Source organism: Trueperaceae bacterium, from assembly GCA_002707365.1.
In the GTDB taxonomy this organism is placed as follows: domain Bacteria; phylum Deinococcota; class Deinococci; order Deinococcales; family Trueperaceae; genus UBA6957.
This window is the reverse complement of sequence record PAMQ01000003.1, coordinates 1-22,967: the sequence shown is the minus strand read 5'-3', so window position 1 is coordinate 22,967 and position 22,967 is coordinate 1. Positions and strand designations below refer to the sequence as shown.

Here is a 22,967-nt window from a genome sequence, read left to right as displayed (position 1 = left end):
TCAAGGTTAAACTTGACCTAAGCCACTTTTGCGAAGATCATTCTGCCCGTTTCGCTCTGCAGGTTTCGGGTCACTATCACGGAGACTTGCTTCCCGAGAAGGTCTTGCGCGGCTTCGATGACCACCATTGTGCCATCAGGTAAAAAACCGACGCCTTGTCCACGTGCCCGACCCTTCTGGGCGACAGCTACGGAGAGTTGGTCGCCGGGTAAGACTGGAGCCACCATAGCAGTCGCCAAAATATTCATGTTTAGTACTCGGACTCCACTTAATTGCGCAACTCTAGTGAGATTATAGTCAGTCGTAATTAAGGTAGTTCTGAAAGTGGTGCACAATGATACGAGACGATCGTCAACTGGTTTATTTTGAAGCTGATCGAAAGGAAACAGTTGAATGAAAGACGGTCCGCTACGGAATAGTTGGTTAAGCAATTCAAGGCCCGCCCGACCACGTTGCCGCTTCAAAGGTTCAGAGGTGTCGGCTAGATTTTGGAGTTCTTTTACGATGAAATTTGGGACTAAGAATGGGGGTTCTAAGAAGTGGGAATTGATGATAGCGTTTAGTCTTCCATCAATTAGGGCGGAAGTATCCAGGACCTTGCTGTCTGTTAATATTGGGTCAGAGGGGAACAATGATCTGTTGAGCGTTCGAATGAATGTGAAACGGCGAATCAAGGTTGCGTTCAACCAATAGAAAGCCAATATCAATGCTAGAGCTATTATTCCTGATCGGTAAGGGTCATAAGCATTATTTAGAGTCAGAATGTGATCTATGTAAACGGTACTGAGGAGCCCAAGTACTGTTCCAAGGAATACTGAGGGGAGGTCGATTTTGGTTCTGATGGTTGTTCTCGCCAAAATCTGGCGGGTAAAAAATTTGATCAACCGAAGCGTTGGTTGAGTCGACAAAGAGCCCAAAGATATGCCTACCAAAGTGATGTATATTCGACTGCTTGACGCTTCAATAACTCCGTTTTGAAGTAAGATACCCGAAAGCCAGAAAAACACTAGTCCTAGGGAGACGCTAGTAAAAATCGTGAGGACCAGACTTAATGGTGGCCTATGACTCATCGATTGGTACCCCGTTTCCCCAAGCCAAAGTAATAGCTTCTGATACTGACCGAATTCCAGGGTGTTCTGTGGATTGGGTCGTCGGTGCAATTAAATGGGGGTATCCCGAACGTTCGGATTCCCTCTGGCGTTGGAGCATTTGTTTGACAGATCGGACTTCTCCCGCAAGCCCCACCTCTCCGACCACAGCCGTTTGGGCGGGCAATGATTTGCCGATTATCGCTGAATAGGTGGCTAATGCAACTGCGAGATCTGCCCCTGGGTCGGTAAGTCGAAGACCCCCTGCAACGTTGATAAAGATGTCAAGGCTAGCCAAAGGAAGACCGACACGGCGTTCAAGTACAGCTAAGACAACATCAACTCGCCTTGGATCTAAACCTTGTACCACCCGGCGAGGAGAAGGATGAGGCGTTTTGGAAGCCAACGCTTGTACCTCAAGAAGTAGTGACCGCTGGCCCTCCAAAGCAGCAAGCACAACCGAACCAGGGATGTCACCTCGACGTTCAGCAAGGAAGGCCTGAGAAGGGTTGGGTAAAGGAACAAGGCCTTCCGAGCCCATCTCAAAAACTCCCACCTCTCCGGCAGGCCCAAAACGATTCTTGAGGGCCCTTAAGATCTTGAAAGTCGATGCGGCTTCTAGGCTTAAAGTAGCGTCCACCATGTGTTCTATTACCTTTGGGCCAGCTATTCCGCCCTGCTTTGTAACGTGTCCGATTAAGACAAGGGTGGTATTTGTAGATTTTGCTGCTTGGGTAAGAATAGCACTTGCGTCCCGGACTTGAGTCAAAGATCCTGGGGTACTTCTGGTGTCTGCAAGAATGGACTGAATTGAGTCGATTATCACTAAATCTGTTGAAGTATTCTGGAAGTGATGGGCTAGGGCATGAGCGTTGATTTCGCGTGTTAAGGCTAGATCAGCTTTCACTCCGATTCGGTTAGCTCGTAGTTTCACTTGAGACAGAGATTCCTCTCCCGAGATGTATAAGGTCTGATGGCCTACTGAGGCTGCAAGGTCAGACAATTGAAGCAGTAATGTTGATTTCCCAACACCAGGCTCTCCGGTTAAGAGAAGAACACCCCCTGGTACCCAACCCCCCCCTAATACCCGGTCGACTTCAGGAATGCCGGCCGAACGTCGGGATGAGTCATCTACTTGTACTGTCGAAAGTCGAGTCAATTCGGACGGGGCCGAATTCATTTCGGCGATCCGGTTATCAATATCTAGAGCAGGTGTCTCAGCCCGGGGTTCCATGGTTCCCCATTCACCGCAACGAGGACAACGTCCTAACGGAAATGTTGATTGACTATCGCATTCTCGGCACCGATAAACCGTGCTCATTTTCGCCATACACCGAGCATTTTAACTTTTACACCTAAGAAGGTTTTCGGAGCATAAAGAAACAAACATTCAAAGTGAGAAGTCCCCTTGGGCTATTAGTAGCTAGAGGTGGGTTCAAAGAATCGGGACAGGGCGAGCGAAACAAAGGTCACCGTTTTCGACGTGAACCAGAACTGGGTCTTCGTTAGTTACGTTTAGGAGTTCGAGCGATAAGGGATCCTCGATATCAGTTCTAATTATGGTTCTCAGTCTGCGAACGCTGTCGCCTTTCGGCAGTCGTTCACATAAGAAATGTGCGACTTCAGGACTAAACGATATTTCGATACCCCTATTGGAAAGTTCGATTTTAATTTCCGCCAACATTTGTTCAATTATGTAAACGGTCTCGGTTTCGGTATAAGTTTTGAACACAATAATTTAGTCTAGTCGATCCATAAATGCGTGATTGAAAATATTTCTTAGGGGCATCTCAACGTCCGGCAGACCTGACTCTTGAAATCCCACCTTGGTGGCTGAGTTGAATCCTGAATTACTTGTCATGATTAAAATAGCTCGCCGAAAGTCCACTGTAGCGCCGAGTCCGTCAGTGAGTCTCCCGTCATCCAGCACCTGCAGAAGCGTATTGAAAATATCAGGATGGGCTTTTTCGATTTCGTCTAATAGGACGACTGAAAAAGGCTGCCTCCGGACAGCTTCAGTCAATCTGCCACCTTGTTCGTGACCGATATAACCAGGCGGCGCTCCAATTAGCTTAGAAACGGTGTGAGATTCCTGGTATTCAGACATATCTAATCGCGTTAGCGAGCGTTCGCTCCCGAAAAGCTCAATTGCTAATTGTTTGGCCAGATATGTTTTTCCCAAACCCGAAGGCCCAACAAAAAGCAATGATGCCGAAACACGGGTTCGACCGCCTAATCCCACTTGAGCTCTGCGGAGGGCAGAGTAAAGAGAAGCTATAGCGGATTCCTGGCCAATGACCTTTTCTTTGAGGCGGTCAAAAACGGTATCCAATTTGGCCGGATCCTTCTCATCGATATAAACGCCGCCCCAAGAACTCACGACTGCTTCTATGTCCTCTCGGCTGACTATTGGGGTTCCATCTTCAGTTTGTAAGACAGGCGAGCCTAAAGATTTATTTAACCTAGTTCGGGCCGCCGCCTCATCGATCAAATCTATTGCTTTATCAGGAAAATTGCGGCCCGGCATTGATCTTTCCCCGTAGCGAATTGCCATCTTCAGTATCGACTCAGGGATTGAAACAGAATGGTGTGCCTCATATCGTTCCTGTAACCCCTGGAGGATTTCAAAAGACTCTTCAGGGGTTGATTCCAAAACAATTATTGGTTGGAAACGCCGTTCCAAAGCAGCATCTTTTTCAACGTAGCGATGGTATTCGCCAATGGTGGTTGCGCCAATAATTTGTACCTCTCCTCGTGATAACGAGGGTTTTAAGATGTTAGCTGCATCTAAAGTACCTTCGGCGCCACCAGCTCCTACAAGGGTGTGGAGTTCATCAATGAAGGCTATTACCTTAGGGTTTTTCAGCTCCTCTATAAGTTGTCGTAAGCGCTCCTCGAATTCCCCTCGGTATTTGGTTCCCGCAACAATATTAGGTAGGTCGATCGAGAGTACACGAACAGCGCCGAGATTAGGTGGAACATTACCATCGACAATGGATTGGGCAAGGCCTTCAACTATGGCAGTCTTACCAACACCAGGCTCCCCAATCAAAACCGGATTATTCTTATTTCTTCGGGATAGTATCTGGATCACGCGACGAATTTCTTCAGCCCGCCCAATTACCGGATCGAGCTTCTTTTCGCGCGCTTCATTTGTCAAATCCCTGGCGTACTCGTCAAGGAAAGGTGTGGATGTTTCTTCCGTCTGATTTTTAGGGTCTGCTGCCGCAAGAATGCGCCAGCGAACGGTGTCTACATCACGAGTAAGTTGTTGAAGGATACGGTATGCAACCCCGTCTCCCTCCCTAATTATTCCCAGTAAAATATGTTCGGTGGCGATGACATTGCTTCCCAGGCTACGGGCTTCAGATCCAGCTAATTCCATTACGCGTCGAGCTCTGGGTGTAATAGCGGCCGTTTCGTTCCGCGGCAAACCGTCTCCGCGACCGACCATCTCCTCGACCTGGCGGCGGAACCCTTCTAAAGTGGCGCCAAATTCACCAAGGACTTGGGAAGCGGTGCCTGCCTCACGCATTAGCCCGAGAAGTAGATGTTCTGGCCCAATCATGGCGTGACCTAATTTAGCCCCCTCTTCGCGGGCAAAGTGAAAAACTAGGCGGGCTCGATCGTCGTAACGGTTCACAGGATCTCCACACATGTAAACAGCCAAGTAGATCGCAAGGCGTCTAATGTGTCATCGACAGGGATCAACATGATGTTATAGTACGCGCTCGACGTTGGTTACCAAAAGGGCATTTGTTACGTTTGGTTTTGGTCGCGTGGAGAAAAATGAGTAAACGTTTCGCGTTTTGGGGAGAGCGAACATGAATTTCCAAGATATCATAATGGCCTTAGACCGATTTTGGGCAAATCGAGGTTGTGTTATATCGCCACCCCAAGATACTGAAGTAGGTGCTGGAACGTTCGCATCGACCACTTTTCTTAAAGCCCTAGGCCCCAAGGCGTGGAAAGTAGCGGGAATTGCGCCGAGTCGACGGCCTGCGGACGGTAGAAATGGTGATAACCCTTATAGGTTTCAGTATTTTTACCAATACCAAGTAGTTTTGAAGCCCTCCCCCCTAGAAGTGCAGGAATTGTATTTGACGTCGCTAGCCGAAATCGGGATAGATGCAGGTAAACATGACATACGCTTTGTTGAGGACAATTGGGAAAGCCCGACCCTAGGCGCGTGGGGACTAGGTTGGGAAGTATGGATGGACGGGATGGAAATCAGCCAGTTCACATATTTTCAACAAATCGGTGGGATTGACAGTGAACCAGTTAGCGTTGAATTGACGTATGGACTCGAACGATTGGCAATGTACCTACAAAATAAGGATCACGCTTACGAAATTGTTTATAGCGATGGTGTGACCATCGGAGATTTACGCCGGGAATTTGAATTACAGCATTGTCAATATAATTTTGAGCAAAGTGATCCCGAATTGCTAGCCACCCTATTTGAGGCTTATGAAACTGAGGCGAATCGCCTTATTGAGCTTAAATTAGTCTATCCGGGGTATGAGTTTGTTCTGAAGGCCTCGCACGTATTCAATCTGCTTGATGCCCGTGGTGTTTTAGCCCAAACCCAACGCCAAAGTTATGTCCAACGAGTTAGACGAATAGCCGAGCGTAGCGCTAAAGAGTACTTGGAACAACAACTGTCGGAAGATGCGAATCGCTGATGTTACCTTTTCTGCTAGAGATTGGCACGGAAGAGCTTCCCAGTTGGTATATCGCCGAGGGAGCTCTGGAGCTAGCTTCGGGAATCAAAATGGTCCTTAACAAAATTCAGGTCAATCATGGTCCAGTTCGCACCTATGGTTCGCCAAGAAGAATCTCTGTACTTGTCGAAAGCGTTAGCCCAATGACCCAGGTACGGGAGGAGCGGCGGCGTGGACCCGCTAAAATAGCTTCCTTTGACGCAAAAGGGTTTCCAACAAGTGCTGCAATAGGATTCGCCCGGGCTAATTCATTAGAAGTTCAAGATCTAATCGTTGAAGAAACCGAACGAGGCCCTTATCTATTCGCTATTAAAGAAATGGGTGGCGAACCAACCTCTGAGCTTTTGGCTTCGACTCTCCATAACGTTATTCAAGAGATCCCTGCTCCCAGGAAAATGAGGTGGGGCTCCGGACGAACCTCTTTCATCCGTCCCATTCAATGGGTGACAGCTTTATTCGGGTCGGAGTTAGTACCCTTCGAAGTGGCTGGGATAAATGCCGGCAGCATTACTTATCGGCATAGGTTCTTATCTCCTGGACCAATTGAAATTCGGGATCCTCGAGATTATGTGCAGCTACTTTCGGAAGCCGAGGTGCTTGTCGATGTTGAAGAACGTCTCGAAGCTACAAAAAGGGAATTGAAAGCCGCAATAGGGAAAAGGAATTTAAAGGTAACCATTGACCAAAATTTACTTGACGAGGTTACGAATTTGGTTGAAAAGCCTTTTGGGATTTTAGGGGAATACGATCATTCCCATCTGGAGCTACCTGAAGAGGTCTTGCGTACCGTAATGATGAAACATCAGCGATTTTTTCCAATCAGCGGCCTAAATGGGCAAATAGCCCCCTTTTTCGCGGCTATTTCAAATAATTCGGTCAAAAATGTCCATGTGGTTCGCAACGGTTATCAGCAGGTTCTCAACGGTCGCCTCCAGGACGCTAAATACTTCTGGGAGGCAGACAGAAAATTCAAGTTGTTAGAGCATGCCGACAGGCTATCCGGGATCAATTTCCACAGGAAACTGGGGACAATTGCTGACAAGGTGGCCAGGATTCGTAGGTCAACAATTTCTGTCAGCAGAGTTTTAGCAATTTCCAAAGAGGCAAGGAAACAATTAGAGGAAGTTTTACCAATTTATCAGGCAGACTTAAGCACCGAAATGGTAGCGGAACATCCAGATCTAGAAGGCACGATGGGCAAAGAATACGCTCTCAGTGAGGGGCTTGAGCCGGAAATTGCCCAGATACTAGAAGAAGGGAGATTGCCTAAAGCGTCAATGAATCGGTTACCAGGAAATAATGTCGGTGCACTTCTTTCTGTAATGGATCGCTTAGACACGATAACCGGGTTTTTTTCTATCGGGTCAGGACCCACGGGCTCAACTGACCCTTACGGCCTCCGACGGGCGGCCGTAGCTGTAGTAAGAATTCTTAATCGGCAGGGGTGGAAAATACCAGCTCGCGATCTAATTTCTATATCAGCAGGCACACTGCGGCCGTTACTTAATAGCGAAAGCGAGGCAACTGTTGAAGAGGTGAGTCGATTCCTTCACGAGCGGATGGTATCGATACTTCAAGAACATGGGATTAAAACATCGATTACCCGCGCTGCGGCTGATATAAAACTGCCCGTCATACATAATGCTAGACGGGCCCTTCTCCTATCGCACTTATGCACGATAGGAGAATTTCCTGATCTTTTGGCTCTGTTTAAACGTGCTTCTAATTTAATTGGGGAAACCAATACTGATGGACAAATAAACCCAGCTCTATTTCGTGATCCTGCAGAATCGTATCTTGCAAAATCCTTAGGGCAATTTCGAGAGGCTACACGGGCGTTAATAGAAAAAGCTGATAAGGCATTTATACCTTGGGATCTGCAGGCAAACCTTCCTGACCGACCACAAGAGTTAAGTCACGAGATTAGCGGGATCCTTGCTATAAAAGAGCCGCTAGATAATTTTTTAGATAAAGTACTGGTTATGGCTGATGAGGAAGAGGTTAAAAGGAATCGACTCGCTCTTCTAAAGGAAGTCAAAGAAACCCTTTCCAGTCTAGGTAACCTTGAAAGGGTCGAAGGAGTAACCCTTTAGGAGTGCGCTGGCTTTAGCAAAGAAACAACCGTGATGTCCTAAAACATTAAAATGGTGCCGAAGGTGGGACTTGAACCCACACAGCCTCGCGGCCACATGACCCTGAATCATGCGCGTCTACCAATTCCGCCACTTCGGCATGGTCGAAGATTCGGAACGACAAGAGCGCAGTTTAACACAGAAGGTTTTGCATAAGAGAGTGTTTCCAGGCTTTCCATTCAAGAGGTATGTGAATGTTTTGAGGACCGTAACCTTGGTAAGAGGTACTAGGAGAGTCTGTGAAATCCAGCTCCGGTCGCTGCATCGATAATGAGCCCGCTATCGCGATAGTAGATAAGTTGAAAACAATGGGCTTGAGAGAGCTCAAAAAGCATAACGGGGTGTGTTTCCGGGACATAACTAATGATCCGAAGTCGAATGCCTGAGAGGGTAAACACTCAGGAGCCATAGATATTTAGGTAACGAAAACGGGGTTAAGGTGCAAGGCCGCTGTCCGAGAGTCGGGAAGGGGTCATTCCGACAGGCTTCGAATCGAAAGGACGATCGAGCCCGGAACGTGGGAAAGTGCAGTGGATTCCAAGGATCTAATTTTGGTGTCACCGCCTTGGAGGGAAGATCTAAAATTGAGGTACCAGGCAAATTAGCAGTGTCTCTGTTTTCTAGGATAGGCTGGAACATAGCCGGGTCCGTAAAGGAACATTAATCTAGGGTAGATGCCCGATAGGAATTTGCTTGGGAGAGGAACATGTTGGGGGGCTCTTCGGTTTAAGGTAAGCCAAAGCAGTGTTTACCGAGAGGATTAAGGGTGTCCAAACGGAGTAAAATCGGATACGTGAGCAGTCAGCGGGTACAAAAAGTTCTTGCTCGAGCGGGAGTAGCTAGTAGACGTAGATGCGAACAGTTGATTGAACAAGGAGAAGTTAAGGTCAATGGTGTTGTTATTGATCTCGGCGCGACAGTTGGAATTAATGATGAAATCACGGTTTCAGGTAAACCGGTCCTAAGGCGGAAAACCCATATTACCTACATGATTCATAAGCCAGTTGGAGTGGTTTCCACAGTAAAAGACGATAAGGGAAGGCCTACTGTAATGGATTTGGTGCCCCATGTCCGTGGGTTACACCCAGTAGGACGTCTTGATGCTGACTCTGAGGGTCTTATGCTTTTGTCAACAGATGGCGATCTTACGTACACTCTTACTCATCCTAAGCATCGGACTCCCAAGGGCTATAGAGTTTGGACGAGGGAAGGAAGTCTTAGTTCAAACGCTCGCCAAAAGTTGCTACGTGGCGTAAAGATTGATGATGGACTTGCAGTCGCGGATGAAGTAAAGATTCTTAAAGGTGGTTGTTTCATTACCATTCATCAGGGTCGTAACCGACAAATTCGCAAAATGTTGACCGTAATCGGATACACGGTTTCTAGGTTAGTTCGCGTGCGGATAGGTCAGCTAGTCCTTGGTAAAATAGGGGTGGGTCAGTTCAGGATTTTACAGGCTGATGATATGGAAGCAGCCGGGTATACTTTCGAGGGAAGTTAACTAGGTAAGGATAGGCAGAGATTTAGTCAATATTGTGGGGTGTTTAGACTGTGGGCGGAAAAGGTATATTTTCCTCTGGAGCTGGAAATGTTCAACTCGATCCCGAGGTCATTCAAACGCGAATTAAAGAATTAGGGTCAGCTATATGTCGTGACTATGCGGGCCAGAGCCCCCATCTCATATGTGTGCTTAATGGAGCATTTATTTTTTTAGCGGATTTGGTGCGCGCTATTGATGCTCCAATAACCGTCGATTTCTTATCTGTTTCTAGTTATGGTTCCCGGACGGAATCCAGCGGCGAGGTTAGATTAACCAAAGATCTAGATCAAAGTTTGAAAAATCGGCATGTAATTCTTGTTGAAGATATTGTTGATACCGGGTTAACGATGCAGTATTTGCTGAGATATCTGAAAGGCAGAGAACCGCTTAGCGTTAAAGTTGCTGCTTTACTATCTAAGCCTTCGCGCAGACTTGTCGAAGTCGGAATAGACTACCTAGGTTTTGAGATAGAGGATGCCTTTGTTTACGGTTATGGTTTAGATGCCGACCAGATCTATAGGAATCTACCGTTTATCACCAGCCAAAAGGCTTAACCCAAAAATAATGGAATCGACCCACCTAACGTCCTTGTCGAGGGGCTTCCCATATGGGGTGAAACTCGGCTTGGGTGGTGAGGTAGATAGGTCACTACAGCGAATGTGCCGGAGGATTTCTCTTGCCACATATTTAGTTTTCGCTGGCTGGTTTTCAGTATCAATGGCCACTGGTAACCCATTAGAAATATCAGTCCAGGTTCAAGAGCAAGTTCTAGCAGATGAAACATTCCCGGTATTTGTCACTGCCAACGCACTGGTTAGCGTAGAGTTAGAATACGGAGACGACATAAAAAAGGTTACGGCGCATGACTCGAGGACCTTGTTTTCCGGACAGCCTGGATTGCAAAATTTGACGGTTACCGCTCGCGACAATGCCGGTAATACAGTTATTGAAATTAGAGAAATTAACGCAATAAGAGCTCAAAAAGTCGAGATCCACGTTGCTGATTCTATTTATCGAGGAGATCCATACGTTATTCGTCTTAGTTGGGAGGGTTTGGGTGACCAGGACGCTTGGGTAGAAGCGGTGCAAATTCTGGCTGGAGATCAGGAGCTCCCGGTTTTTGTTTCTGGCACGTCTGGCTACGCTTTTGGCAGCATAGACCTGGTTTCCGATAATCGGGTGATCAGTTTTACCGGGAGGATTGTTGACGAATTCCGGGAAGAAAGAACCGTTGAAAAAACAGTCAGGATTTTAGAGTATGCCCACCCCGTACTTAATTTAGAATTCGGGTCAGGTAATTTAAATAGTCTGGACCTGAAGGAGAGGGTCATCGAAGAATCTCGATTAAGGAAAGATTATGGGGATGGACGGATCGACAGGTTATGGCAGAGTAGCTTCAGGGTTCCCGTTATCGGACCTATTACTGGAGCTTTCGGACAAGGCCGACGATACCCCGGATTACCTGAGATCTATCCACATTCTGGGGTCGACATTGCTGCAAAAACGGGCACTGAGATCCTAGCAACCAATTCAGGCGTCGTGGTTGAAACCGGGTTTTTCTCAATTAGGGGAGGAGTAGTTGTGATCGATCATGGGGCGGGTCTATCAAGTATTTACTGCCATCAATCTCGCATGTTGGTCGAGACTGGAGATTGGGTGAACCGGGGGCAGGTCATCGGGTATGTAGGGTCAACGGGGTTATCGACAGGCCCACACCTTCATTGGGAAGTGCGGCTTCGGGGAGTACCCATGAACCCCTTCAGATGGTTAGAGCTCGATGTTGAACATTGAACCCCCAACCAATGTATTACTTAATCGCTGGATTGTTTGGTGCAGTCAGCCAATTTAAACTGTGGCCAACAAAATTGGTTAGGTGGGACGTTATAGGCAAAATCGGTTTTGGCTGGCTTCTTCGAACAAGAAACTGCACGGCAACTTAATCGGGCACAGCTATACTGGTGGCATGGAACCATCTAGCTCGACCAACGTTTCGTCCCATATGTCCAATAAAGATTCTTTGCCTCGGGTGTTTTCCGGGGTGCAACCGACAGGTACCCTGCATCTCGGTACGTACTTAGGAGCTCTGAGGCAATGGGTAGCGTCCCAAGAAGAAAGAGACAATATTTTTTGTGTAGTTGACCTACATGCGTTAACTATTCCAGAAGCCGTAGACCCCCAAAAACTCCGCGAGGCGTCTAGAGTAGTTGCGGCGTTGTTTTTTGCAAGCGGGATTGAGCCTGACCGAAATATTGTCTTTGTGCAATCTCATCTTCATGAACATGCTGAACTAGCATGGATATTGAATTGCACCACGCCACTTGGATGGTTACAGAGGATGACTCAATTCAAAAGCAAATCCCAAACAACCGCTAGTATTGGAACAGGACTCCTTGATTACCCTGTTCTTCAGGCAGCAGATATTCTTCTATACAATACAGACTTAGTACCAGTAGGAGAAGATCAGCGCCAACATGTGGAGTTGACAAGAGATATAGCCACTCGCTTCAATAACCTTTTTGGGGAGGTGTTCCCCCTTCCGCAAGTGAGTATTCCTGATATTGGGGCAAAAATTATGGGAATGGACGATCCCACCATCAAAATGAGCAAAAGCTTTGATCAAGAAAGGGTCGGGCACGCCATCAACCTTCTAGATTCTGAGAAGGTCGTACGGAAGACGATTATGTCTGCGGTAACAGATTCGGGACGAGAATGTCGATTTAAATATGCTTCGCCAGGCGTTCTCAACCTAATGACTATTTATCGCGTATTATCAGGCTTAGCAAAATCACAAGTCGAAGCCGAGTTCGAAGGTGAGGGCTATGGGTATCTGAAATCTGCTGTTGCCGACTTGGTGCTTAACGAACTTGAGCCGATTAGACAAAAGTTTAACTCCTATATGGGAGATCCAGCAGAGCTAGACCGAATTCTTCACAAAGGAGCGCAACGAGCGCGAGAAATAGCCTGGCCGGTACTTGATAAAGTAAAAGGGGCAGTAGGCATAGGGTAAATGGGTTCCAAGTTCCTCTTCCTGTTCCTAGACGGAGTTGGGATTGGTCCAGATCATGAAGAGGCCAACCCGTTTGTTTTGGCCAGAACGCCTTATTTAACCAATTTAATTGGAGGTAAATTAACCAGGACTCTACTAGAAAGACGATGCCAGCGGGTACTGTTTGCAAGGCTTGACGCTACACTAGGCTTTGATGGGTTACCGCAGTCTGCAACAGGCCAAACTTCTTTAATTGCCGGAATAAATGGTGCGGAGGTGATGTCTGGCCATTACGGTCCCTGGCCTGGTCCAACCCTTAAATCAGCTCTAGATAAAGGGACTCTATTTTCTAGGGCTAATTGTTTTCGGGGTGGTGCTATTTTAGCAAACGCTTATCCTCCTTCGTACTTTAAGGCCCTCGAACGTCGTCGGTTCCGGGTAAATGTGCCCGTTTACGCAGCTCTGGCTTCGGGCGGAAAACTGGCTTCAATAAACGAATTGGTTGATCGGGAGGCGGTGAGTGGTGACATTACTCGTGAAGCACTTAGGAAAACCGTTCCTAATTTAAATCCCCTATCTCCTGGCGAGGCAGGTAATGATTTGGCCAAGATGTCACGGAAGCACACGTTTACGTTTTTTGACTTCTGGATGACAGATCGGGTGGGCCACCGAGGTTCCTTTCAAGAGGCTCTAGATATCGTCGAGAAGGTTGATAAGGTTATAGGTGGCGTGCTGGAAGAGCTTGGTCTAAACACAACTTTAATAATCTCTTCCGATCATGGCAATATCGAAGAAATGAACACAAGTCTGCACACCCGTAATCCCGTTCCACTAATTGTTTATGGGCCGGAGGCGGAACGGTTCAGGAATGCTAAGACCCTTACTGACGTACCGAAGATTATCTATAAAGTGTGGGGGTACCCAGGCTAGGTTAGTTTCCAGTTCTCTAATCTAATTTCCAGTTGGTTCCATCCGGACCGTCTTCAAGGATAATTCCCAAGTCGTGAAGGTTATCTCGAATCTTGTCGGCCTGTGCGTAATTTCGCTGTTGTCGCGCTAGATCTCTCTGGCCTATCAACATTGTTATTAGACCATCTAATCTAGTCGTAGCTATGTTCTGGTCATTGATTGGGGAGAGGCCTAGTATTTCGTAGAGGCCATAGTTGAAGAGGAATTTGGCGTCCGGAAGAGAATCTGAGACCCCTTTTTTTATAGCGCGGTTAACATCTCGCGCCGCATCGAACAAAACAGCGATAGCTTTCGGGGTGTTTAAGTCGTCCTTCATTGCTTTTTGAAAAGATTCAAGATGGGTCGTGAAGGGGTTCGACGTGTCGGGAGTAATCCCCTTTTGGTCGGGCGTTGATGATAGTAAGTTGTGGGCGTCCAATAGGCGTTTGAGTCCTGAAGATGAAGATGCTAGGGATTCTTCACTAAATTCTGAAACGCTTCTGTAATGAGAGCGAAGGAGATGGAAACGGATTTCAGACGGATGGTGATTTTCAAATAACTGGCTCAGGCTTATGAAGTGGCCTTTCGATTTGGCCATCTTTTCCCCACCAAGAGTTATCATGTTCCAATGCAGCCAAAACCGGGCAAAGGGCATACCGGCTCCACGAGCTTGTGCCAATTAACATTCATGATGCGGAAAGACAAGGTCAAGTCCACCTCCATGAATGTCAAATTCGTTGCCTAGGTATTTTGTGCTCATGACTGTGCACTCTAAGTGCCACCCAGGAAAGCCTTCTCCCCAGGGGCTGTTCCAACGCATCAAGTGCTCCTTTTCAGCTCGTTTCCACAATGCGAAATCTCTTGGGTCGTCCTTTTCTGTACGGACTTGTACCCGAGTTCCTTCTAAAAGATCTTCGGGATTTCTACCTGACAGCTCCCCGTATTGGTTCCATTTTGATACTTTGAAATACACACTCCCGTTACGCTCATAGGCAAGGCCACGATTAATAAGTTCTTCGGTAATAGCAATCTGTTCTGGTATATGTCCTGTAGCTCTAGGGATGACGTCTGGACGTTGTACATTCAATGCAGCCAGGCCATCAAAGTACAACCAGAAGTATTTTTCGGCAATCTCCATAGGCTCCAACTGTTCAAGTTTGGCCCGCTGGATAAGTTTGTCAGCACCACTATCGCCATCGTCAGTTAAGTGACCAACATCAGTGACGTTTGACACTAAACGGACCGAATAACCTTCAGACCTGAGCCAACGACGTAAAACATCAAAAATTACAGCACCACGAGCGTGTCCTAAATGAGGCTCGGAGTAAACGGTTGGGCCACAAAAGTAAATTCCGACCCGACCTGGGGTAATTGGAGTGAACACTTCTTTAGCGCGGGTTTGCGTGTTGTAAAGGACTAGACTCAAGATAACTCCTTTTATCCAGGGGCGAGCCTACCTCACTGTGCCGAGCATAGCTTGTGGATAGGGTCTAATTGGGAATTCTAAATTCCGTGTAGACACAACACTAAACGAGGTGTAGTTTACCATGCGTTTGTTACCTGCGGCTTAAGCAGGCCAAAATGACGGAGTGCCCGATCAGGCGTGTGCAGGCGCCAAATCCGATAAGTTCGCCGGCGGTGAGTTGGTGAAATAAGAAACACTAAAAAATTACAAATACCGTCTAATATCGTCTTGCGCAGCGAGTAAAGGGTGGTATGGAAGTAAGCAGGCTGAGGTTAAAGGATTTGGCCATAGGAAAAACATCTTTGCTCAATTGTTAAGGAGCCTTAACTAATTATTAACCTACGAACCGAAAAAAGGGTAAAACTTGATTACCGTGCTCCGAGCGTATTTCACTTACTTAGGGCTAATGGTTGCCCTAATAGGATGTTTTCCCCGAGGTGAGCTGGCTGCTTCGAATTTGCCGGAAATCGCCATTGCCAATGGGCCACGTTCTATAGCGCTAGATGGCCTCGCTGAAAAGGTTCAGGATCAAATAGGTCTTTTTCAACTCAAGGAAGTTCGGTTTTCTAGGCCAGCTTCTGTCCGGGCGAGGGAACGGTCCCACGCGTTTGGTCCTGGCCGGTTAGTTAATGATGCCCTTCGAATTGGTCGTAACATAGGCGCTGAGTTAGTTGTTCTGGTAGGCGTGCCAGACTTTGAACGAACCACACGTGAATATTTCAGCCTTGGGCTACCTAACCCTCTCCAGCAGGTTAGGGAAGTTAAGATCTCGCTCAGGTTGCAGTTAATAGTCATAGGGGTTGCGAAGGGGCGGATTCTTCGAGAGTATCTCGGTCCATTTATTGAAATGGACCGTACTGAATCTGCCACAGCACCCATTCTTCCTATAGACCAGGATCCCGACTATGTAGAGGTCCTAACGCTAGGCATCCAAGAGATTTCTAGCTATTTCGCAAACTGGTTAAAAACTAGTTATACCTTGACGGAGGCTAGCGAAAGTAATTACGAATAATCTCTTGGTAATCAACTGGAATACGGCCCTCTGTTATAGCTTTTTCAGGCGTCTGGACGTAATCAAATTCCGACCAATCCGATAAGGTGACGGAATTCTTTTCACCATGTACCTCGGTTAGACCACCACGATTATTTCGACTCCGAGAAGGTACTCCTTCTATAAATTCAGGGGTGAATTCAGATTCAACTTTCTCCCGTTGTTGGTTGCGTAGAAGTGTCCCGGTAGCCTCCCCAAGCTGTTTTCCTGGAGTGGAGCCATTTCCTGGCTGGTCGCCATCCAAATTTCCTTCCCCAGGCAGTGTTTCAACAGCGTCCTCTGGGCTTGCATTAGGTTCGTTATCGTTAGGGGACGTTTGACTAGGCAAGGGCAAGCCTTCTTGGGTATCGACGGATTCCTTATTGGTTGAATCGGTTTCATTATTTTGTCCAGAAACCACTGATTGTGTTTCCTGAAGGAAAGGTGCCGCATTTTCTGGGGGGTCAATGCCGGAGAGGCCGTCCGGGACTCCTTCGGGGTCGGTCGCGAGATCCTGGCTAGCGCTTGGGGGACCTGCTCCAGGTTCGTCTGATGAGCCTTGATCAGCCATTCCGGCATTTTCTAGTAAGTTGGTGGTCTCAGGAACAGGGGAAGGGGCTTGCGGAGACGTTGGTCCGGTGGTCGGATTTGGCTGAGATTGAGTCAGGTCTGTGGCGGCATTGCGATTAGAAAGGTTGGTGACGAAATCAGCAAGGATATTTTCGTCTGTAGGTTTTCCCTTTACACCTATATCGCTGCGTAGGTTAGATCTTAATGTGTCATGTTCGCTAGGTACGTGTTCTTTCGGTAAGTCTTGCCTGAGTTCTAATTCGGGGTCAGGATTATTCCTAAGGTATGAGCCGGGGTCGTCCGCAGTATGTAAGTCTTTGTTGGAATCTATATTATCTAGTGCATTGGTGGGAAAACGGATTAAGTGTTCGGTTGCTCCACCAGGTGAAGGTAAAAACAAAAACCCTATAGAAAGAATTAGAAGGGGTATCCACCAAGGTGGGTATCGGGGGACTTCAAAATTCCGGACCATTTCTTCTCGACGCATCCTAAGGCCCTTGATTAAATCGTACTTGTCGTCAGTTTGATTGCTATATTCCATAGCTGTTTCGTAACTCAAACCTGTTTGTTCGGTTAGCTTAGTCAACCCCCAGGAGGCTCGTTTCCCTCTCGGGAAACTCCAAGGGACGATCAAGCACAGTGCAAGAATTAAGGAATGTATAAGAAGAGGAGTCGCAAGCAGCCAGCCTAAAAGCGAACACGGCAAAATAATCGAACTGCAAATGAGTATTCGGATGTTAAAGAAACGAGCTAGAGAAAGTCGTTCGTGTAGTTTTTCATTAGAAATAATGCGGTTAATCTCGGTGCTAGTCCGGCGAGAGTCAGAAGTATTGATCATGGTTTATCTCAGGTCCCTAGCGGCTCACTCGCTCAAATATATTTTGGGAGTGTCGAGAATCTCGGTTGTGTTGTCTTTTTTGGGGCCATAATAAAAATAGTACGGTTATTGCAGCCATGATCCCTATAATTACGGAGTGTTCCCAGGTTGGAGATGTTGTCCCCTTGAAGGGATTCAGGAAATTTGTTTTAAGCCTTACATCGATAACTAACATCCCGACTATCACTCCAATTATTGCCAACGGCATTAAACTACCACTCCGTATGATTAGTAACATCGTACCCACCGCTAAGCCCAATCCATAAAACGCTATTCCTGTCAGTAAAGGAATAAATATAGTCGTTAATAGAGAGGTGCTCGGGAGGGTTGGGAAATACGACACCAATTCGAAGGGTAATGTTGCCAGGGCGAATATTAGGACCAATGCCGCGGTAGTTTGTTTTTTGGTTTTTTGGGAACCCGCACACGAACCCCCGTAAGCTAGGGCTATCAGGGTAAGGCTAAATAGGCGAACCTGGGTTACTGTGAACCATGAGTTGTTGAATAAGTGTCCGGCTACCTCCCACCGAGAATAGGTAACGAATGTAAGGATAGCCAAAATCAGAGCCAGGAGTTGAATGAAGTTTGCTTGCCTAGCCTGAGAAGCTATTGAATCGAACAGATGCATCTTCTTTAAGGCTCCTTGGAGTTTTCGTGAGGAGGCATAGAAATATCAGTTTCAGTGGGCAACGCGATAATCAGGTTTCGCCCAGCTAAGGCGAAAGCTGTACCCCTGGGTAAATGGTTTTCAAGGTCGAGATACAAACTAGGCGGATCTGTGGTCGATTTGTTCGCCGGTACCAGAGCAAACTCCGGTAACAATTCGTTGTCCTGCATTCCGAACCCATTGACATAGACATTGGAAAGACTCTCTGACCCTGTATTGATTAAGGAGCTCCCTTGCCAAACAAGGGGGGCCGGGGAAAGGATAGGCTTGGCGAAAATGGTTGTGCGCTCCCCCCGTTCTAGTGAGAATGTTATACCCCGCGGGCCGATCACATAGGATCGATCTTCAATCGGATGACCAACTAAGTCTAAGTTGAGCTCTCCTCGAGGGCGGTTATAAATTGAATGGAACCGCAAATTAGCCGCCAATTCTCCTCCACAGATTGTTAACGATAAAGTAGAAGTTAACCTGGGAGTTTCAGGTGGAAGAAGAACCCAGGCCCCTAAGGAAGATACTACTCCTAGGGCTAGTGTACTTATTATTGCAACAGCATTGCCTAACCTTAGAAGAAAAAGGGTTAACAAGCTATAAATGGCCAAAACTACTAGCAAAAGTAACCGAGGGGCACCGCGTTGGGCAGTATGCTCGATTGCACCTACTATTCTCTCAAAAAGTGGACCATCTAAACCGTTATGGACCGAAAGAAAAGTTCTAAATTCATCAGGTGTTTTACCGTTGGCTATGATCCAACCAGCGCCAAGCCGTTTTAAAGGGGATGTTGCCAAGAGGGAAAGATTGTCGTGGCTATTCGGTAAAGGGGTGTTAAGAATTACCTTTACGCCGGATGCTGCAGCAGCAGCAATGGCTTCGAGTTGTGGAGGTTCAGAAGTGCCATCTATAAGTAAAGACCTAACACCGTTATATGCCGCTAGTCTTTTCGGTAGTCGGCCGGGGTCTGTTTCTAGGACACGGGAGGACGAGTCATAAAAAGACCGCCATCTACCAGGGTGAACCGAAACGATGATGTCCAGGGGAGAAGATGATCGTTCTTGTGGGTTAAAAGACCCGCTAGCGAGTGTGTTCTTGCCGGACTTAATTAACCAACTAAGTTGTCGCCATGTGGGAATGTATAAATCGTCTTCAAAAACCGAAAGACCGTTACCGCCGGGTAAACGTGCCCGGTAGACCATCGGGAGTTCTCCCGTCAGAAGAGAGCCCTGGTCAATGTGAATCTCTAACTCTGCTTCATTGATGTCCCGCAATTCAACACGGACCGGGTTCCATCGACCGCTAACAAATTCTCCAGAAAAACCGAGATCGAAATGGACAGTTGGCTTTTGAGCATAAGAAAAGGACAAAACCAGTGTTCCCAACAGGATTGTTAGAACGGGTGGCAACATAGGCGACTAAGTATACAGGCCCTAATGCAAAAGCTTAGGATGCCGGAATTTAGAGTCGGAAATAAATCAAAACAGTTTACTGCGGCAGCAGGCGTTGGAAATCTACAACGAGGCGCTAGTGCTCTGGGCCCAACGTCGAGGTGGAGATCCTAATCTTACGGGGAATCCAATTTGTAACGGGAACTAGGGGGTTTAGATTTTGTGGAGGGCTTCAAGAAATGGTCCTGGAGTAATGTCTCCACCAAGAATATGTTTCAGAGCCAAGGCAATATGATGGCCTTGAATGTCCCGAAGATTTAGAGTCATTGACCCCAACCGAAGGGCTTGGCCGCGTAGTTTCGAAACTGCTTCCGGCCCAAGATCAACGACGGTTAAATGGGGACCTAGGACGTCATCTGGGATTTCGAACTTTGGCTCAACGCGAACAAGCAGGTCGGCTTGTTCTAGGTAAGCCCGACCTAGGGGGTCGTTCGAGGCTCTAGCGATAGTTATAGTACTCGCTGCAAGTCCACCAAGAATAGCTTCGGCCTCGGGACGGTTTTCTCCTAGTACAGTCAACTGAGCTACGCCGATACTAGAAAGGTCCCGCGCCACTGCTCGAGCAAGCGGATTTGATCCAACCACTACAGCTTTGGCTTCTCGGGCATCCCAACCTTCCTGACGCAAAGCCGCGCTTAAGGCACGGCCGTGGTTGTATTCCCCAATCAATCCCCCTTGAGTGACTGTAACCGTATCCACAGCTTCTGCTTCTTGGGCGTCAAGACTACTTCTGCTTACGTGAGGGAAGGCTCCTTTCTGCATTGCTTCGTCAAACACCAGCGCCCCAGCAAAATCGAGAGACGGTAAAGAGTCCAGTATCTTTTTAATCGGGCCGGGAGGGACAGGATGGAAGTGGAAGCGCCGTTTAGAGTCCACATGATTACGAAGCACAGCTTCTAGTTCAGGTTCAGGACCAACTACGGCGACAAGGTGCATGTTTCAGTATACCGGTCTGATGGGTAAGGAGAAAGTCAAGTTTGGGATAAGAAATGCTGCGCTACATTGGGCCGAGGGGAGATTTTAATATAATACCGGTTGTTGGGTAGCTCCTGAACGCAGCTGTTGGTGTGCTTTTGAAGACCCAGCTAAACATTCCCTGGTAGACCGAGGTGAAGAATGCACGTTGTTTTGCCTGATGGCAAAAGATTAGATGTTCCCAAAAACTCAACGGGCGCAGAAGTCGCCCTTACTATTGGGCCTGGTTTGGGCAAAGCAGCACTCGGTATTGTGGTTAATGGGGAACTACGCGATCTTCTATCAGAAATTCCTGAGGGTGCAAATATAAAAATAGTCACCACCCGTGACCCAGAGTCCATTGATCTTATGCGGCACACCTTGGCTCATGTGATGGCCCAGGCCGTAATTGAGTATTTAGTCGCTGAGGGAGAGGACCGACCTTCGATACGATTGGGTATAGGACCGGTTATAGATGCGGGATTTTACTATGATTTCGATCTCCCACGGAGCCTAACCACACAAGACTTGGAAGAGATCGAGAAGCGGATGCGTCGCATCATAGCAGCGGACCTTAGTCTTGAGAAATATTTTGTTGAGAGAGATGACGCTTTAAGAACATACACGGAAAGGGGAGACCCATTCAAGATAGATTTGATTGAGAATATTCCAAATGATGTACCAATAACCTTTTACCGCCAAGGAGGGTCTGCGGGGTTCACTGATCTCTGTCGAGGACCTCATGTGCCAAGTACCGGAACAATAACCCCACACTTTCGGCTAATGTCTATCGCCGGTGCTTATTGGCGGGGGGACGAACAAAACACTATGTTGCAACGCATATACGGGGTTGCCTTCAAAGAAGAAGAAGCTTTTGACCAACATCTTTGGCAACTCGAAGAGGCCAAAAAACGGGATCACCGTAAAATCGGTACAGATTTAGATATTTTTGTCTTAGATGAGGACGTGGGACCGGGGTTACCGCTTTGGCTTCCCCGGGGCGCGATTTTGATAGAAGAAATAGAACGACTGGCAAAGGAAGTTGAGTATTCCGCTGGCTATCAACGGGTCAGGAGTCCTCATCTTGCCAAAGAACAGCTTTTCCTGAAAACCGGTCATCTACCGTATTACCAAGAAGACATGTATCCACCTATGCAATTGGAAAACACCACGTATTTTATTAAACCGATGAATTGTCCGTTCCACCATAAAATCTTTGCTGCTCGGCCTCGTAGTTACCGAGATCTTCCGGTTCGTTTGGCAGAATATGGCACCTGCTACCGGTACGAAGATTCTGGGGCGTTAATGGGTCTGATGCGGGTACGTAGCTTGCAGATGAATGACGCTCACATTTACTGCACGGAAGACCAATTCGAGGAAGAATTTTTGCAGGTAATACAGATTTACTTCAAGTACTTTGAACTGTTTGGAATAGATGATTATATCATGCGCTTTTCCAAGCACGGTAAAGATGGCTTAGGAAAGAAATATGTCGATAATCCGGACCTGTGGTTGAAAACCGAAACAATGGTACGAAATGCGATGCAGTCAGCTAACATCAAGTTCATTGAGGTTGAAGATGAAGCAGCTTTTTACGGGCCGAAGATTGATGTTCAGATTAAGAGCGCGATTGGTCGGGAATTTACCTTGGCGACAAATCAAGTTGATTTCGCCCAACCCGGCCGACTTGGGCTTACTTATATCGATGAGCAAAATCAAAAACAAGTGCCACTCTGCATTCACCGTGCACCATTAGGTACCCATGAACGATTGGTTGGGTTCCTGATTGAGCATTTTGCAGGTGATTTTCCACTTTGGTTAGCCCCAGAACACGTGAGGATAGTCCCGATAGCTGATCGACATAGTGGTCCCGCTGAAAAATTACGTAAACAGCTTGCGAAGGCAGGTATAAGGACTGAGGTCGATAGTCGTAGTGAACGGATGAATGCGAAGATTCGAGATGCTGAAATCTACAAAGTGCCTTATATTGCGGTACTTGGTGACCGCGAAGTCGATAATGAGACGATCAGTTTTAGGAGTCGTAAAGAACCCAACAGAAACGATGTACCCGTTACCGTGTTGATCAATCACTTATCAACCAACATAGGTGCGAGAGTCCTTGAAATCCTTCCCATTGATTAGTTAGACCGGGCTTGAGGCGCTGGGAAGGATTTCTATAGACTTCAGACTTCATGACGGTTTGTTTTCAGCGTAGTGGATTACGTCCAGTTCAGCGTTGTGTAATCTTATGTTCAATAAATCAAGTCGCTGAAGGGCGTTTGTTCTGTTTTCCATAACCTTATGCTGATTAGCTAGGTATTTAGTAGTGTTAAGAACCGGGCAAAAAAAGTGTGTACTATTGACTTAGGACGCCCGAGGGTCGGCATATTTGATTAGCTAACCATCAAAATCTCTATTGTTTCGATGAGATCTGGAGTCTCCCCAGCTGGGGAGTTGGGGTCGATGCGGGTTAGGTTGGTGAGAGTATCTTCTCCTTCAATCACCGTTCCGAATACGGCGTGGCGATTATCTAACCAGGGTGTTGCA

The 22,967-nt window shown here is 47.2% G+C and carries 16 protein-coding genes, 1 tRNA gene and 2 pseudogenes; 9 read left to right on the top strand and 10 right to left on the bottom strand.

What is annotated here, in order from left to right; genetic code table 11:
* Positions 1-17: 17 nt before the first annotated feature.
* The 3 genes and pseudogenes from CMO31_00300 to CMO31_00290 all read right to left on the bottom strand — a co-directional run bounded on the left by CMO31_00300 (position 18) and on the right by CMO31_00290 (position 4,731).
* Positions 18-1,070 (bottom strand): hypothetical protein, encoded by a 1,053-nt coding sequence (locus CMO31_00300; protein ID MAZ52446.1) that lies wholly within the window; start codon positions 1,068-1,070, stop codon positions 18-20.
* On the bottom strand, positions 1,060-2,418 hold the full coding sequence (locus CMO31_00295) for a DNA repair protein RadA (GenBank protein MAZ52445.1): 1,359 nt from the start codon (positions 2,416-2,418) through the stop codon (positions 1,060-1,062). The genes CMO31_00300 and CMO31_00295 overlap by 11 nt, the downstream gene beginning before the upstream one ends.
* A 105-nt stretch (positions 2,419-2,523) precedes the next feature.
* A pseudogene (locus CMO31_00290) lies at positions 2,524-4,731 on the bottom strand (Clp protease).
* A 181-nt stretch (positions 4,732-4,912) separates the two neighbouring features.
* Here CMO31_00290 and CMO31_00285 point away from each other — a divergent pair.
* Positions 4,913-5,773 carry a glycine--tRNA ligase subunit alpha gene (locus CMO31_00285; GenBank protein MAZ52444.1) on the top strand — a complete coding sequence of 287 codons (861 nt, stop codon included), beginning with the start codon at positions 4,913-4,915 and terminating at the stop codon, positions 5,771-5,773.
* The gene (locus CMO31_00280) at positions 5,773-7,905 is read left to right on the top strand and encodes a glycine--tRNA ligase subunit beta (GenBank protein MAZ52443.1); all 2,133 of its coding nucleotides are present in this window, start codon (positions 5,773-5,775) and stop codon (positions 7,903-7,905) included. Before CMO31_00285 ends, CMO31_00280 begins: the two co-directional genes overlap by 1 nt.
* Before the next feature lie 52 nt (positions 7,906-7,957).
* On the opposite strand, the gene CMO31_00275 is transcribed toward CMO31_00280, so the two are convergent.
* Positions 7,958-8,044 (bottom strand) — tRNA-Leu (locus CMO31_00275).
* Between the two features lie 666 nt (positions 8,045-8,710).
* Here CMO31_00275 and CMO31_00270 point away from each other — a divergent pair.
* The 5 genes from CMO31_00270 to CMO31_00250 all read left to right on the top strand — a co-directional run bounded on the left by CMO31_00270 (position 8,711) and on the right by CMO31_00250 (position 13,400).
* Complete coding sequence (locus CMO31_00270) at positions 8,711-9,445, top strand: pseudouridine synthase (protein MAZ52442.1); 735 nt, start codon at positions 8,711-8,713, stop codon at positions 9,443-9,445.
* Between the two features lie 65 nt (positions 9,446-9,510).
* Positions 9,511-10,038, top strand: coding sequence for a hypoxanthine phosphoribosyltransferase (hpt, locus tag CMO31_00265; GenBank protein MAZ52441.1), 528 nt, complete (start codon positions 9,511-9,513; stop codon positions 10,036-10,038).
* A gap of 103 nt (positions 10,039-10,141) precedes the next feature.
* Positions 10,142-11,275: a hypothetical protein gene (locus CMO31_00260; GenBank protein ID MAZ52440.1), complete on the top strand. Its 1,134-nt coding sequence runs from the start codon at positions 10,142-10,144 to the stop codon at positions 11,273-11,275.
* Between the two features lie 208 nt (positions 11,276-11,483).
* Complete coding sequence (gene trpS, locus CMO31_00255) at positions 11,484-12,491, top strand: tryptophan--tRNA ligase (GenBank protein ID MAZ52439.1); 1,008 nt, start codon at positions 11,484-11,486, stop codon at positions 12,489-12,491.
* Positions 12,492-13,400 carry a hypothetical protein gene (locus CMO31_00250; protein MAZ52438.1) on the top strand — a complete coding sequence of 303 codons (909 nt, stop codon included), beginning with the start codon at positions 12,492-12,494 and terminating at the stop codon, positions 13,398-13,400.
* Between the two features lie 16 nt (positions 13,401-13,416).
* On the opposite strand, the pseudogene CMO31_00245 reads toward CMO31_00250, so the two are convergent.
* Positions 13,417-14,844, bottom strand: a pseudogene (locus tag CMO31_00245) (cysteine--tRNA ligase).
* A gap of 412 nt (positions 14,845-15,256) precedes the next feature.
* On the opposite strand from CMO31_00245, the gene CMO31_00240 reads away from it, so the two are divergent.
* A complete protein-coding gene (locus CMO31_00240; protein MAZ52437.1) occupies positions 15,257-15,895 on the top strand; it encodes a hypothetical protein in 639 nt (212 codons plus the stop codon).
* On the opposite strand, the gene CMO31_00235 is transcribed toward CMO31_00240, so the two are convergent.
* From CMO31_00235 to CMO31_00220, 4 genes are all read right to left on the bottom strand, one after another.
* On the bottom strand, positions 15,873-17,321 hold the full coding sequence (locus tag CMO31_00235) for a hypothetical protein (protein MAZ52436.1): 1,449 nt from the start codon (positions 17,319-17,321) through the stop codon (positions 15,873-15,875). The two genes, CMO31_00240 and CMO31_00235, sit on opposite strands and share 23 nt — an antisense overlap.
* Positions 17,322-17,337: 16 nt before the next feature.
* The gene (locus CMO31_00230; GenBank protein ID MAZ52435.1) at positions 17,338-17,988 is read right to left on the bottom strand and encodes a hypothetical protein; all 651 of its coding nucleotides are present in this window, start codon (positions 17,986-17,988) and stop codon (positions 17,338-17,340) included.
* Positions 17,989-17,993: 5 nt separating this feature from the next.
* Positions 17,994-19,385: a hypothetical protein gene (locus tag CMO31_00225; GenBank protein ID MAZ52434.1), complete on the bottom strand. Its 1,392-nt coding sequence runs from the start codon at positions 19,383-19,385 to the stop codon at positions 17,994-17,996.
* 234 nt (positions 19,386-19,619) lie between these two features.
* Positions 19,620-20,402, bottom strand: coding sequence for a hypothetical protein (locus CMO31_00220; protein ID MAZ52433.1), 783 nt, complete (start codon positions 20,400-20,402; stop codon positions 19,620-19,622).
* Positions 20,403-20,582: 180 nt separating this feature from the next.
* On the opposite strand from CMO31_00220, the gene CMO31_00215 reads away from it, so the two are divergent.
* Positions 20,583-22,562, top strand: coding sequence for a threonine--tRNA ligase (locus CMO31_00215; GenBank protein ID MAZ52432.1), 1,980 nt, complete (start codon positions 20,583-20,585; stop codon positions 22,560-22,562).
* Positions 22,563-22,813: 251 nt separating this feature from the next.
* Here CMO31_00215 and CMO31_00210 read toward each other — a convergent pair whose 3' ends face one another.
* Complete coding sequence (locus tag CMO31_00210) at positions 22,814-22,924, bottom strand: hypothetical protein (protein ID MAZ52431.1); 111 nt, start codon at positions 22,922-22,924, stop codon at positions 22,814-22,816.
* Positions 22,925-22,967: the final 43 nt, after the last annotated feature.